The sequence below is a fragment of the Arthrobacter sp. V1I7 genome, from assembly GCF_030817015.1.
GTDB lineage: Bacteria > Actinomycetota > Actinomycetes > Actinomycetales > Micrococcaceae > Arthrobacter.
In genome coordinates this window covers 933,789-947,702 of record NZ_JAUSYS010000001.1, presented here as the reverse complement: position 1 = coordinate 947,702, position 13,914 = coordinate 933,789, and the positions used below count along the sequence as shown (strand labels likewise).

10 protein-coding genes are annotated in these 13,914 nt (G+C 67.0%); 1 reads left to right on the top strand and 9 read right to left on the bottom strand.

Features of this window, described 5'->3' with window-relative positions; all coding sequences use genetic code 11:
- Window position 1: 1 nt before the first annotated feature.
- The 8 genes from QFZ69_RS04545 to QFZ69_RS04510 form a co-directional block, all read right to left on the bottom strand.
- The gene (locus QFZ69_RS04545) at window positions 2-1,753 is read right to left on the bottom strand and encodes a glycerol-3-phosphate dehydrogenase/oxidase (RefSeq protein ID WP_306915884.1); all 1,752 of its coding nucleotides are present in this window, start codon (window positions 1,751-1,753) and stop codon (window positions 2-4) included.
- 74 nt (window positions 1,754-1,827) lie between these two features.
- Window positions 1,828-2,964 carry a GuaB3 family IMP dehydrogenase-related protein gene (locus QFZ69_RS04540; RefSeq protein ID WP_306915882.1) on the bottom strand — a complete coding sequence of 379 codons (1,137 nt, stop codon included), beginning with the start codon at window positions 2,962-2,964 and terminating at the stop codon, window positions 1,828-1,830.
- A 126-nt stretch (window positions 2,965-3,090) separates the two neighbouring features.
- On the bottom strand, window positions 3,091-4,941 hold the full coding sequence (locus QFZ69_RS04535) for an ABC transporter ATP-binding protein (protein WP_306915881.1): 1,851 nt from the start codon (window positions 4,939-4,941) through the stop codon (window positions 3,091-3,093).
- Window positions 4,942-5,097: 156 nt separating this feature from the next.
- Entirely contained in the window at window positions 5,098-6,609 is a 1,512-nt protein-coding gene (gene guaB, locus QFZ69_RS04530; protein ID WP_306915880.1) for an IMP dehydrogenase, read from the bottom strand.
- A gap of 218 nt (window positions 6,610-6,827) precedes the next feature.
- Window positions 6,828-8,903, bottom strand: a complete 2,076-nt coding sequence (locus QFZ69_RS04525) for an acyltransferase family protein (RefSeq protein WP_306919592.1) — start codon at window positions 8,901-8,903, stop codon at window positions 6,828-6,830.
- A gap of 221 nt (window positions 8,904-9,124) precedes the next feature.
- Window positions 9,125-10,735: a chaperonin GroEL gene (gene groL / locus QFZ69_RS04520; RefSeq protein WP_306915879.1), complete on the bottom strand. Its 1,611-nt coding sequence runs from the start codon at window positions 10,733-10,735 to the stop codon at window positions 9,125-9,127.
- A 76-nt stretch (window positions 10,736-10,811) separates the two neighbouring features.
- Complete coding sequence (gene groES, locus QFZ69_RS04515) at window positions 10,812-11,108, bottom strand: co-chaperone GroES (RefSeq protein WP_306915877.1); 297 nt, start codon at window positions 11,106-11,108, stop codon at window positions 10,812-10,814.
- 237 nt (window positions 11,109-11,345) lie between these two features.
- Complete coding sequence (locus tag QFZ69_RS04510; RefSeq protein ID WP_306915875.1) at window positions 11,346-11,699, bottom strand: hypothetical protein; 354 nt, start codon at window positions 11,697-11,699, stop codon at window positions 11,346-11,348.
- Between the two features lie 56 nt (window positions 11,700-11,755).
- Between QFZ69_RS04510 and QFZ69_RS04505 the strand changes: the two genes are divergently transcribed.
- Window positions 11,756-13,018, top strand: coding sequence for a class I SAM-dependent methyltransferase (locus QFZ69_RS04505; protein WP_306915873.1), 1,263 nt, complete (start codon window positions 11,756-11,758; stop codon window positions 13,016-13,018).
- 25 nt (window positions 13,019-13,043) lie between these two features.
- Here the strand turns inward: QFZ69_RS04505 and QFZ69_RS04500 are convergent, their stop codons facing one another.
- On the bottom strand, window positions 13,044-13,874 hold the full coding sequence (locus QFZ69_RS04500) for a shikimate 5-dehydrogenase (protein ID WP_306915870.1): 831 nt from the start codon (window positions 13,872-13,874) through the stop codon (window positions 13,044-13,046).
- Window positions 13,875-13,914 lie beyond the last annotated feature (40 nt).

Here is a 13,914-nt window from a genome sequence, read left to right as displayed (position 1 = left end):
GTCAGCGCAGCGGAACGATGTCCTCGACGCCCATTCGCGCGGCGTCGGCGGACTCATCATCCGGCTGCTCCTGGCTCAACCGTTCGGCGTCGACCCGGGCCAGGTAATGCTTGACTTCACTCTCGCGCTGCGCATCGCTCCAGCCGAGAACATCCCCCATAAGTCTAGCGACTACCGGAGCGGCGGATACACCGCGGTCCCACGCCTCAATCGAGATGCGGGTACGCCGGGTCAGCACGTCCTGCACGTGGCGGGCCCCTTCATGGCTGGCGGCATAGACAGCCTCGGCGCCGAGGTAATCGTCCGCCCCCGGCAGCGGTTCGGCCAGTTCCGGACGTTCAGCGATGAGGGCCAGTACTTCGGGGGTCATGGCACCGTACCGGCTGAGCAGGTGCTCGATCCGTGCCACGTGGATGCCGGACTCTTCCGCCATCCGGTTCCGCTTGTTCCAGGCGGCCTTGAAGCCGCTCGCGCCGAGCAGCGGAATGGATTCAGTGCAGCTGTCCGGGACACGTTCGTCCATACTGCGGGTCGCCTCATCGACGGCGTCCTTGGCCATGATCCGGTAGGTGGTCCACTTGCCGCCGGCCACGACGACGAGTCCGGGCACCGGATGCGCCACGACGTGCTCGCGGGAGAGTTTGGCGGTGGAGTCATTCTCGCCCGCCAGCAGCGGACGCAGTCCGGCATAGACCCCCTCGACGTCCTCGCGCGTGAGCGGGCGTTTCAGGACCTTGTTGACATGCTCCAGGATGTAGTCGATGTCCTTGCTGGAGGCCGCCGGGTGGGCCTTGTCCAGGTGCCAGTCGGTGTCGGTGGTCCCGATGATCCAATGCCGGCCCCAGGGGATGACGAACAGCACGGATTTTTCGGTCCGCAGGATGAGACCCACCGTGGACTGGAAACGGTCCCGCGGGACCACCAGGTGGATGCCCTTGGACGCCCGGACCTTGAGCTGGCCGCGGTCTGTGACCATGGCCTGGGTCTCGTCGGTCCAGACACCGGTGGCGTTGATGACCTGCTTGGCGCGCACGTTGAAGGTGGAGCCGTCCTCATGGTTGATCACCTTGGCGCCGACCACGCGTTCGCCCTCGCGCAGGAAGTCCACCACGGACGTCTGGTTCACCGCGTGGGCTCCGTAATATGCGGCGGTACGGACGAGGTTCGCGACGTACTTGGCGTCGTCGACCTGGCCGTCGTAGTACCGGATGGAGCCCACGAAGGCGTCGTCCTTGAGGCTGGGTGCGGCGCGCAGGGTTGCGCGGCGGGTCAGGTGTTTGTGGAACGGGACGCCGCGGCTGTGCCCGCCGGTGATGGACATCGCGTCGTAGAGTGCGATGCCCGCGCCAACGTAGGGCCGCTCCAGGAACGGTTTGGTGAGCGGGTACAGGAACGGGACCGGCCGGGCCAGATGCGGGGCCAGCACCGAGAGAATGAGGCCGCGCTCGTGCAGCGCCTCCTTGACCAGGCCAAAGTCGAGCATTTCGAGGTAGCGGAGGCCACCATGGATGAGCTTCGAGGACCGCGAGGATGTTCCCGCGGCCCAGTCGTTCGCCTCCACGATGCCGACGGTCAGGCCGCGTGTGACGGCGTCGAGGGCGGCGCCGGTGCCCACGATGCCGCCGCCCACGATCAGGATGTCGAGTTCCTTGCCCGGATCGGTGGAGCCCTTGAGCACCGCGAGTGAAGCCTCGCGTTCGGCAGGGCCCAGGGCGCCTCCGGCCACGGCAGAACCGCCGGGAAAACTGTTCATGTCACGCCTCCATCCGGATCGAACCTCGTAGGGCACCAGACTACGTCCAAGTCCACCGGATGGGCAGGGGACGGTCAGTTGCCTTCGTACGGCGAGACGACGACGTCGACCCGCTGGAATTCTTTCAGGTCCGAGTAGCCCGTGGTCGCCATCGACCGGCGGAGGGCACCGATCAGGTTGGACGTTCCGTTGGTTTGGTGGCCCGGCCCGAAGAGCACTTCTTCCAGCGGACCGACCGTGCCGACGTTGACCCTGTCGCCGCGGGGAAGTTCGAGGTGGTGGGCCTCCTGGCCCCAGTGCCAGCCCTTTCCGGGGGCTTCGTCGGCGCGCGCCAGGGCGCTGCCCAGCATCACGGCGTCGGCGCCCATGGCGATGGCCTTGACGATGTTGCCGGAGGAACCCATGCCGCCGTCGGCGATCACGTGGACGTAACGCCCGCCGGATTCGTCCATGTAGTCACGCCGTGCTGCCGCAACATCGGAGATGGCGGAGGCCATCGGCGAGTGGATGCCGAGGGCCCGGCGCGTCGTCGTCGTGGCGCCGCCGCCGAAGCCGACGAGTACGCCGGCCGCGCCGGTGCGCATCAGGTGCAGGGCCGGCGTGTAGCCGGCTGCGCCGCCGACAATCACGGGAACGTCCAGTTCGTAGATGAACTGCTTGAGGTTCAGCGGTTCATGGTCCTTCGAGACGTGCTCGGCCGAGACGGTGGTTCCGCGGATCACGAAGATGTCGACGCCGGCGGCCACGACGGTCTTGTAGTGTTCCTGCGTCCGCTGCGGGGTCAGGGACCCGGCGACGGTGACGCCGGCTGCGCGGATCTCGGCCAGCCGTGAGGTGATCAGCTCGGGCTGGATGGGCGCCTGGTAGAGCTCCTGCATGCGGCGCGTAACAGCCGGGCTGTTGGTCTCGTCCTGGAGCGCCGCGATCTGGTCCAGCACTGCTTGCGGCTCCTCATACCGGGTCCAGAGGCCCTCGAGGTCCAGCACGCCGAGTCCGCCCAGCCGGCCGAGGGCGATCACCGTCTCCGGCGACATGGCGGAATCCATCGGCGCCGCGATGACCGGCATATCGAACTTGTAGGCATCGATCTGCCAGGAAACTGAAACGTCCTTGGGGTCCCGCGTACGTCGGTTGGGGACGATCGCAATGTCGTCCAGGGAGTAGGCACGACGCCCACGCTTGCCACGGCCAATCTCAATCTCGTAAGTCACTGCTCTAGGTTATCCCAGCGGACGGGAGCCTCGGCGTCGACGTACAGAGGCGTCATGAATCAGCGCTGGTTCTTCCGCGGACACATCGCCGGGACCGCGTCCGGACAACCATCGAGGGCGCTCCCGTCATTCCCCGCTGACGTTCTCCGTGTCCGGAACAGTGAGCTGGGATTCGAACATCCGGTAGTAGCGGCCCCGCAACGCCACGAGTTCCTTGTGGGTGCCCTGTTCCACGATCCGGCCTTCCTCCAGCATGTACACCACATCCGCCTTCTCGATCGTCGCGAGCCGGTGGCTGATGGCAATGATCGTGCTGCTGCGGTCCGCGAAAAGGCGCGTGAAGATCCGGTGTTCGGCCAGCGCGTCGATGGCCGAGGTGGGCTCGTCCATCACCATGAAAGAGGCGTTCCGGTAGAAGTTCCGGGCCATCGCAAGACGCTGCCACTGCCCGCCCGAGAGCCCGCTCCCCTTCCGCCCGCGCGGATCCTCCATCCAGTTGCTGACATGGTTGTCCAGCCCGTTGGGCAGCTTGTTGAGAAAGTCCAGCGCCTCGGCATCGGCCGCGGCCCGGCGGATCCGCCCGTCGTCCCGGGGCGGGTCGACGTCGCCGAAGAAGATGTTCTCCGCGGCGGTGGCGAACTCGTACTTGAGGAACTCCTGGCTCAGCACCGCCAGATGGCGGTGCCAGGACGTCACGTCCACGGCGGCAAGGTCGACGCCGTCGAGCAGTACCTGCCCCGAGTCCGGGCGGTACAACCCGGCGAGGATCCGGATCAGGGTTGATTTGCCGGCACCGTTCTCCCCCACGATGGCGATGTGCTGGCCTTCCTTGATGGTCAGCGAGATGCCCTTGATGACCTCCAGGTCGCTGCCGGTGTAGGTGAAACGGATGTTCCGCAGTTCCACCGTCGTCGGCGCCTGCAGCAGGGGCGGGGCGTGGCTGGAGTGCACCGGCAGCGCCATGAACAGCTCGTAGTCCTTGAGGTTCGCGAGGTCCTCGTCGATCGAGCTGAGCGAGGATACGAGGTTGTTGGCGGTGGACAGGGCGCGGCTGACAATCTGCTGGACGTAGAGGAACTGCCCCACCGGCTGGGCCCGGGCGATGATCTGGCCCACCACCCAGATCAGCGAAACCACCTCCGCACCGTACTGCAGGGCGTCGGCCGCGAGCTGCTTGGGGATATAGCGTTTCTGGAAATCCAGCCTGCGCTTCTCGTCCGCGTCCCGCAGCCGGGAGCGTAGCCCCATCAGATAGCCCACGATCCCGTAGAGGCGCATCTCGGCGATATGCTGCGGGCGCAGGAGGTTGGTCTCGATCATCCGTCGCTGCCGGCGGGAATCAATCTGGGTGTTCCAGTGCGCGATCTGCTCACGCGAGAGTTTGAACTGCAGGTACACGCTGGGCACGATCGCCACCAGGACGATCACCGCGATCCACCAGCTGACCAGCATCAGGGCACCGATGGCCAGGATCACCGAGACCAGCTGCGTGAAGATGGCCGCGATCCGGTCCAGCACCCGGGCGTAGGAATCGGAGAACCGTTTGGCCCGGTCGTAGAGGTCGACCGTTTCCTTGTCGTCATAGCGCCAGAATTCGAGCGCCAGGAACCGCTCGTACATCAGGTCCCCCACGATCGCCCCCACCCGGAAGCTCATGAGCTGCTGGATGTAGCGGTCCACACTGCTGAACGCACCCCAGAACAGGCCCAGGGCCGCGGTGATGACAACATACACGACGGCCTGCTGGCCCGCCGCGGCGTCCCCCGCGTAGGCGGCCGCCAGCGCCGTCGTGGTCAGGGCCGCGAAGTAGGTGGTGACCAGCGGCAGCAGGGCCGAAATGAGTGAGCCCACAACCTTCATCACCACAGCTGCCGGCGAGGCCCGGAAACTGACCCGGAGCACCTGCGCGACGGCGCGAGCGTACGGGCGCAGCGCCAGCTTGCGCTTCGGCTCATGCGCGGGACGAAGTTCGGACATGCCTTCAGCCTAGTTCCGGGCCGCGGCCGCTGGTTGCGCTGGGGGCCACGCCCGCCGGGTTCCCTGGCCGGGGAGCCGCTCCGGCGAGGGCCCCGGCCCGAGCTTGCGAGGGCAGGGAGCCGGTGCGGACTTGCGAGGTTAGGGACCGGGTGGGGCTTAGCGTGAACCGTAGTTCGGTGCTTCCACCGTCATCTGGATGTCGTGCGGGTGCGATTCCTTCAGCCCGGCCGGTGTGATGCGGACGAATTTTCCGCGGGCCTTGAGCTCGGGGACGGTCGGCGCACCGGTGTAGAACATGGTCTGGCGGAGGCCGCCGACCAGCTGGTACGCCACGGACGCCAGCGGGCCGCGGTAGGGCACCCGGCCTTCGATGCCTTCCGGGATGAGCTTGTCGTCGCCGGAGACGTCGGCCTGGAAGTAGCGGTCCTTGGAGTAGGAGGTATTCTTCCCGCGGGTCTGCATCGCCCCGAGGGAACCCATGCCGCGGTAGCTCTTAAACTGCTTGCCGTTGACGAAGATCAGGTCTCCCGGGGACTCGTCACAGCCGGCCAGCAGCGAGCCGAGCATGACGGTGTCGGCCCCGGCAACCAGCGCCTTGCCGATGTCGCCGGAGTACTGCAGGCCGCCGTCGGCGATCAGCGGCACTCCGGCGGGAATGGCCGCCTTGGCCGACTCATAGATGGCGGTGATCTGCGGGACTCCGACGCCGGCCACGACGCGGGTGGTGCAGATCGAGCCGGGGCCTACGCCGACCTTGATGCCGTCCGCGCCGGCGTCGATCAGGGCCTGGGCGCCTTCGCGGGTGGCGGCCTGGCCGCCGATGATGTCCACGTGGGCGGCGGCCGGATCGGACTTCAGCCGTCGGATCATGTCCAGCACGCCCTGCGAGTGGCCGTTGGCGGTGTCCACGAACAGGGCGTCCACGCCGGCGTCGATCAGGGCCATGGCCCGCTCCCAGCCGTCGCCGAAGAACCCGATGGCCGCCCCGACACGCAGCCGGCCTTCCTCGTCCTTGGTGGCCAGCGGGTACTGCTCGGCCTTGGTGAAGTCCTTGGTGGTGATGAGGCCCCTGAGCCGGCCCTGCTCGTCCACGAGCGGGAGCTTTTCGATCTTGTTGGTCGCAAGCTTGTGCGAGGCTTCCTCCCGGCTGATCCCGACGTGTCCGGTGACGAGCGGCATCTTGGTCATGACGTCGCTGACGAGGCGGAGCGGGAAATCAGCTTCCGGCACGAAGCGGGTGTCGCGGTTGGTGACGATGCCCAGCAGCCTGTTGCCCTCGTCCACCACCGGAAGACCGGAAACGCGGTAGCGGGCGCAGATCTCGTCCAGCTCCGCCAGCGTGGCCTCGGGGCCGATGGTCAGCGGATTGGTGATCATGCCGGACTCGCTGCGCTTGACCCGGTCCACCTGGTCGGCCTGGTCTTCGATGGAGAGGTTGCGGTGCACGACGCCCAGTCCGCCCTGGCGCGCCATGGCGATGGCCATCCGCGACTCCGTGACGGTGTCCATGGCCGCGGACAGCAGCGGAGTCTGGACGGAGATGCGCTTGGAAATCCGGGACGACGTGTCCGCCTCGGAGGGGATGACGTCCGTGTGGCCGGGCAGCAGCAGGACGTCGTCGTAGGTCAGGCCGATGAAGCCGAAGGGGTTGTGTTCGGGCTGGGTCATGAGTGCGCCTCTTACCTTGGTTACGGGGTTCACGGGTAGGGATTGCAACAGATGACCAGCCCGTCATTACGGGCATGGCCTGTGCAGAAGTGTTGAATAAATAGTAGAACCTTGGCGGCGATCCCCATATTCCGGGACGGAAATGTGAGCAACGGCATCCGCCCCACGCGCGCATTTCCCGGAGCCGCAGCCCTTCCCAGGTTCGAACGGCCGGACCGTCACTTCCAGCCGGTGGCCGCCAGCAGTCGCTGTTCGAACATCGGGATCATGCTCTGGACATAGGTCTTGGTCAGGTGGTTGTCGTCCTTGTAGACGTACACGTTGCCCACAACGGCGGGGCAGGTGCCGCCGGCGCAGATGAAGTCGCTGAGGTCCAGAAGGTGCAGCCCGGAGACTTTCCCCCGGTAGGCGTCCAGGGGTGAGGACCCGGCCAGCGCTTCCTGGAGCGGTACATTGCACTGCGGGGCGTCCGGTCCGTGCTTCTGCACGCATTCGGGCATGTTCAGGCCGAAGCGCGGATTGTCGCGGACACCCACCACCTCGATGCCGGCCTCGGTGAACGGCTTGATGCCCTCCAGGTAGCCCGGCACCTCGGTCTCGAACGGGGCGGCTATGTGTGTCAGCGAAGCCACCGTGAAGACCGCGTCCGGGCGGTGTTCCCGGACGTAGGCGGCGCTTGCCTCGTTGAAGGCGTTGCACCAGGCGTCGCGGTCCGGGGACTCGCCGCCGAAGCGGCAGTTGCCCTTGAGCAGCGCAACGACTTCCCAGCCATGGCTCCGGGCGATCGGGCCGAGCGCGGCCATGTACTGCTGGGCGTGCGAGTCGCCGAGCACCACGATCCGCTTGGTGACGGTCTCCGGCCGGCTGTTCTGCAGGCAGCCGGCCAGCAGCGGATCGCTCGGGACGTTCCCGTCCGTGCACGGTCCGTCGATGTCCGCCCATTCGTTTTTCATCGCGACGGGGGCCGGGATGATCGTCGCGGCCGGCGTCGGCTTGCCGGCGTTTTCGGGCGACAGGGCCGCGGCGCCCGGCGTCAGTTCCTTGGGCTGCGACGCCGCCGCGGCCTCGTCGGCCATCAGCTTGCTCTGCCACACGGAGACCGGGCCCGCGAGCAGGGCACCGCACGCCACGATCACGACGGCGGTCCGCCACGTCCGCAGCTTCGGCCAGTGCCAGTCGCGCAGCGGTTTCTCCACGAACCGTGTGGTGAGCACGGCCAGCACGACGGACGCGGCCACAACGCCCAGGCCCTGCATCAGATTCGGTGAACTGATCCCCATCCCGGCCAGGGCCAGCACCAGCAGCGGCCAGTGCCACAGGTAGAGCGCGTAGGAGTTGTCACCGAGGGCGACGAGCGGCTTCCAGGTCAGGAAGCGGTCGACGCCGAGGCGGCTGCCACTTTGCCCCGCCACAATGATGGCGGCCGCGGCGAGGGTGGGCCACAGCGCGATGAAACCCGGGAAGGACCGGTCCACGGTGAGCAACAGCCCGCAGGACAGCATGGCGGCGAGGCCGGTCCAGCCGAGCACCACCCGGAGCGCCTTGCCGGGCTTGAGATGGGGCAGGGCAAGGGCCAGCAGGGAGCCTAGGGCGAATTCCCAGAGCCGGGTGCGGGTGTCGAAGTAGGCGTAGGCCTGGTTCGTGGCGGTCTGCTGGATGGAGTACAGCAGCGAGGCGACGAAGATTGCGCCGAAGGCCGCGGCCAGCAGCGCCGGATAGCCCAGCTTGTTCTGCAACGGCGGCCACCGTCGAAGGAGCCGGCAGAGCAGCGTGCGGAGCAGCGCCGCGCCGGCGAACACGAGCGGCCAGAGCAGGAAGACCTGGCCCTGGATGGACAACGACCAGAAGTGCTGCAGGGGGCTGGCGCCGGAGTGGTCCTGCGCGTAGTAGTCGACGGCCGTGTCCGCCAGCAGCCAGTTCTGCCGGTACAGCAGGGAAGCCCAGGCCTGGTCCAGCACGTCGGGCCAGCGGCTTTCCGGGAGGATGACCCGGGTGCCGGCCAGGATGCCAAGGATGACGACGACGACGGCCGGGAGCAGCCGCTTGAGCAGGTGGAGCCAGTGGCTCACAAGGCGCAGGGGCTTCCCGCTGTCCACCTTCCGGGCGAAGCTGAGCGTCATCAGGAAGGCAGAGATCAGCAGAAAAATGTCAACCCCGCCGGAGACCCGGCCGAGCCACACATGGTAGGTGACCACCATGAGGACGGCGAGTGCGCGGAGGCCCTGGACTTCCGGGCGGTAGCTGGATTTTTGGCGTGTGGGGGAAATCGCTTCCGTGTTGCCCGGGCCGGCGATGGTTCGATCGATCGACACAAATAGACCCTTCAGCCGGTTTCCAAAGCATCAACGTTACCGAACCGTAATTTGTCTGGCCAATCACAGGGAATGCCGCGGGCTCTTCCGGGCCCTGCCGTTCCCGGGGCCGATAAAGCGGAAGGGCCGGACCAGCTTTGTGCTGGTCCGGCCCTTCCTGGTGTTCAGAATGCTGCGGCGCCGGCAGGCGCCCGCGGCCCGCCTTAGTGCTGGTGGCCCGCGTGCTGCTCTTCGTCGGCCGGCTTCTCGACCACGAGGGTTTCCGTGGTGAGCACCAGTGCCGCGATCGAGGCGGCGTTGCGCAGTGCTGCACGCGTCACCTTGACCGGATCGATGACGCCGGCAGCAATCAGGTCTTCGTAGTCGCCGGTCTTGGCGTTGAAGCCCTGGTTGTTGGCGGATTCCGCCACCTTGGCAACGACGACGTAGCCGTCGAAGCCGGCGTTCTGCGCGATCCAGCGCAGCGGCTGGGTCAGTGCGCGGCGGACGATGCCGACGGCAGCGGCCGCGTCACCTTCGAGCGCCTGGACGGCAGGATCCTCGTCGAGCGCCTTGAGGGCGTGGATGAGGGCGGCGCCGCCGCCGGCCACGATGCCTTCTTCGAGGGCAGCGCGGGTGGAGGACACTGCGTCCTCGATGCGGTGCTTCTTTTCCTTCAGCTCGACCTCGGTGGCAGCGCCGACCTTGATCACGCCGATGCCGCCGGCCAGCTTGGCCAGGCGTTCCTGGAGCTTTTCCTTGTCCCAGTCCGAATCGGTGCGGGTCAGCTCGGCGCGCAGCTGGGAGACCCGGGCTGCGACGTCCTCGGCCGAACCGGCGCCGTCGACGATGGTGGTGTTGTCCTTCGTGACGGTGATGCGCCGGGCGGTACCCAGCACCTCAAGGCCGACGCTGTCCAGGCTGAGGCCCAGTTCCGGTGAGACAACCTGGGCGCCGGTGAGGGTGGCGATGTCCTGCAGCATGGCCTTGCGGCGGTCACCGAAGCCCGGAGCCTTGACGGCAACGACGTTCAGCGTGCCGCGGATGCGGTTGACGATCAGCGTGGAGAGTGCCTCGCCGTCGACGTCTTCGGCAATGATGAAGAGCGGCTTGGAGCTCTGCAGCGCCTTTTCCAGCAGCGGCAGGAATTCCTGCACGGAGGAGATCTTGCCCTGGTTGATCAGGATCAGCGCGTCTTCGAGGACTGCTTCCTGGCGTTCCGCGTCCGTGACGAAGTACGGGGACAGGTAGCCCTTGTCGAACTGCATGCCCTCGGTGAGGACCAGTTCGGTCTGCGTGGTGGAGGACTCCTCGATGGTGATCACACCATCCTTGCCGACCTTGCCGAAGGCCTCGGCCAGGAGCTCGCCGACCTCGTCGCTCTGCGCGGAGATGGAGGCCACGTTGGCGACCTGGGTTCCCTCGACCGGACGGGCGTTCTCGAGCAGGCGGGCGGCGACGGCCTCGACCGAGACCTCGATGCCGCGCTTGATCTGGCCCGGGGCGGCGCCGGCCGCAACGTTGCGGAGGCCTTCCTTGACCAGGGCCTGTGCCAAAACTGTGGCGGTGGTGGTGCCGTCACCGGCGACATCGTTGGTCTTGGTGGCGACCTCCTTGGCAAGCTGCGCGCCAAGGTTCTCGTAGGGGTCGTCCAGTTCGACTTCACGGGCGATGGTGACGCCATCGTTGGTGATCGTGGGGGCGCCCCACTTTTTGTCCAGCACGACGTTGCGGCCGCGCGGGCCAAGCGTCACCTTGACCGTGTTGGCGAGCTTATCGATGCCGGCTTCAAGCGACCGGCGGGCAGCGTCGTTAAACGCAAGCTGCTTTGCCATGGTTTTGTCCTTTCAAGACAGAACCCCGCGCAACGGACCCGTCAAAGAAGGATCGGCGGCGCGGGGTCCAAGAGAGTTACTTTACGACGATCGCCAGAACGTCGCGGGCGGACAGCACGAGGTACTCGGTGCCGCCGGTCTTGACTTCGGTTCCGCCGTACTTGGAGTAGATGACAACGTCGCCGACGGTGACATCGATCGGAACGCGGTTGCCGTTGTCGTCAATGCGGCCGAGGCCTACTGCGACAACTTCACCTTCCTGCGGCTTTTCCTGCGCGGAGTCCGGGATGACCAGGCCGGAAGCCGTGGTCTGCTCGGCTTCGAGCGGGCGGACAACAATACGATCCTCAAGAGGCTTAATAGAGACCGACAAGGACCTCTCCTATTCGTCAGCAAATTCGTGGACTTTAAAGCTGTTGTGCCATGGCGTACAGACCGTCGTCGCGGTGCCGGCAGCAGCCAGGCTGTGGAGCTTCAGGTGTTAGCACCCTCCTAGGGAGAGTGCTAACGACGACTCTATGTAATGGTTAGCACTCGGTCAAGGCGAGTGCCAGAAATACGTCGCAGGTGAACGCGGGGCCGGTACCACGACACGGCGGGCGCCCGTAACCTACTGTCCGCCGAGATCCTCGAAATCCACGTCCTCGCCGTCTTCCCCGGCGTCGTTCCGGCCCGGAGCATTCCGGTCCCGGTAGAGCAGGAAGCCGCCGGCGGCGGCGAGCGCCAGGCCGACGATCAGGAAGATGGTACCGCCGATCCGGGCGGCGGCGTAGCTCTCGCGGATGGAGCGGGCTTCGTCGGTGGCGTCCTGCACGTCTTTGCCACCCACCGAGTAGACGGTGGCATTGAAGGAGTCAAGGAAGAAGATAATGACCAGTAGCGCCCCGCAGACGACGGCGGTCACGAGGCCCGCGACCAGCGCCGGCCGGGCGAACCTGCTGGTTTCCCTGCCGCTGTCATCCATGCCGTCCAGCCTAGCCGTCGCGTCCGGGCAGCGGCGCCTGAACTACGCTTGATGCCATGGCTGACGCACCGCAGGACCAGATCGCCCCACTCCTCAATCCCGAAGGCTGGGAACTGCTGGCGTCCCTGGGACCGTACCGGGAGGATGAGGCATTCCGGCTCAACGCCTCGCTCCGCAAGGCCGGCCACTCCCCCGAACTGGTTTCGGCGGCGCTCACGCAGTCCCGGCTCCGGACCAAGGCCGAGGCCAAGTTCGGTGAATTCGCCCGGCAGATGATCTTCACCCAGGCGGGGCTGGAACAGGCCACCCGGCTCACGGTGGCGGCCCGGCACGCGCAGCGCTTCGCGGAGGCCGGAACCGGGCACGTGGCGGACCTTGGCTGCGGCCTGGGTGCCGACGCGATGGCGCTGGCGTCCCTGGACATCCGGGTCACCGCGGTGGAGAAGGATGAGACCACGGCAGCCTGCGCCACCATGAACCTGATCCCGTTCCGGAACGCCACCGTGGTCCATGCCGACGCCACCGCCGTGCCCCTGGCGGGAATCGACGGCGTCTGGCTGGATCCCGCCCGCCGCACCACGTCCACCTCCGGGACCAAACGGCTCTGGGATCCGGAGGACTTCTCCCCGCCGCTGTCCTTTGCGGAATCCCTGGCCGGTTCCGGTCTCGCTGTCGGGGTGAAGATGGGTCCGGGAATGCCGCATGACGCGGTGCCCACGGGCTGCGAGGCGCAGTGGGTCTCGGTCGGCGGGGACGTCACCGAGGTCGCCTTGTGGTTCAACTCCGTGCGGCGTCCCGGCGTCCGGCGTGCCGCCTTGCTGCTCGGACCGCAGGGCGCCGCCGAACTGACCAGCGCCGAGGAGTTCGATGGCGGCCCGGCAGCCCCGGTGGGCCCCGTCGAGGGATATCTCTATGAGCCCGACGGCGCCGTCATCCGCGCCGGGCTGGTGGCCGACGTCGCCCTCCAGTTGGGCGGGCACCTGGTGGACGAGCACATCGCCTACATCTGCGCACCGGAACAGGTGGACACGCCGTTCGCCCGGGCGTACCGGATCCTGGAAGTGATGCCCTACAACGTCAAAGCGCTCAAGGCGTGGGTCAAGGACCGCGGCATCGGCGTGCTGGAGATCAAGAAACGCGGCACCTCGGTGACGCCCGAGGAGCTGCGCAAGCAGCTCCTCCCGGGCGGGAAGAACACCGCCGGCAAGAACACGGGCGGGAAGAACACCGCCGGCAAACACAAGAGCAAAAAAGCGGCCACCCTGGTCCTCACGAGGATCGGCGAGGACCGGGTGGCCATCTCGGTGGAGCCCGTCTAGAGGCCCTTCCTGCCGGGCGGTCAGGCTACTGTGCCCGCATGAAATCCTCGGCGGCACGGACCTGCTCGGCGCTGGGCCGGATCCCGGTGTACAGCACGAACTGCTCCAGCGCCTGGATCGTGGCCACCTCGGCGCCGGTGATCACGGTCTTGCCGGCGGCGCGGCCGGCTTTGACGAGCGGTGTTTCGGCGGGCAGTGCAACGACGTCGAACACCACCTTCGCGGCGTCCACCGCGTCCTGCGGGAAGGACAGCGAACCGGCGTCGGGGCCGCCGGCCATTCCCACCGGCGTGACGTTGATGAGCATCTCTGCCGTACCGCGGCCCGCCGAGTCCGGGAGTTCGGACAGCCACTTAAAGCCGTAGAGCTCCGCGAGCGACCGTCCCGCCGCCTCGTTGCGCGCCACCACCGTCACGTCCGTGAAGCCGGCGTCCCGCAGCGCCGCCGCGGTTGCCTTGGCCATGCCGCCGGAGCCCCGGAGCCACACCGAGTACTCGGCGGGAACGGCGTGGTGCCGCAGCAACTGCTCAATCGCCGTGTAGTCGGTGTTGTACGCGGTGAGGCGACCGCCGTCGTTGACGATGGTGTTGACCGAGTCGATCGCCTTGGCCGACGGGTCCATCACGTCCACGAGGGCAATCACATCCTCTTTGTACGGCATGGACACGGCGCAGCCGCGGATTCCCAGGCCCCGCACCCCGGCGATCGCCTGGGCCAGATTTGTGGGTGCGAAAGCCTTGTAAATCCAGTTCAGGCCCAGCTGTTCATACAGATGGTTGTGGAAGCGCGTCCCGTTGTTGCTCGGCCGGGCCGAGAGGGAGATGCAGAGGGTCATGTCTTTGTTAAGAATGGGCACGCCTCCATTAAACGCCAGCCGCGCCCCCGGATTGGTTCAG

Excerpts from the sequence above, each read along its gene's own strand:
- QFZ69_RS04510 (WP_306915875.1), bottom strand. The coding sequence starts at position 11,699 with ATGGATGACAGCGGCAGGGAAACCAGCAGGTTCGCCCGGCCGGCGCTG.
- groL (WP_306915879.1), bottom strand. The coding sequence starts at position 10,735 with ATGGCAAAGCAGCTTGCGTTTAACGACGCTGCCCGCCGGTCGCTTGAA.
- QFZ69_RS04505 (WP_306915873.1), top strand. The coding sequence starts at position 11,756 with ATGGCTGACGCACCGCAGGACCAGATCGCCCCACTCCTCAATCCCGAA.
- guaB (WP_306915880.1), bottom strand. The coding sequence starts at position 6,609 with ATGACCCAGCCCGAACACAACCCCTTCGGCTTCATCGGCCTGACCTAC.
- QFZ69_RS04545 (WP_306915884.1), bottom strand. The coding sequence starts at position 1,753 with ATGAACAGTTTTCCCGGCGGTTCTGCCGTGGCCGGAGGCGCCCTGGGC.
- QFZ69_RS04535 (WP_306915881.1), bottom strand. The coding sequence starts at position 4,941 with ATGTCCGAACTTCGTCCCGCGCATGAGCCGAAGCGCAAGCTGGCGCTG.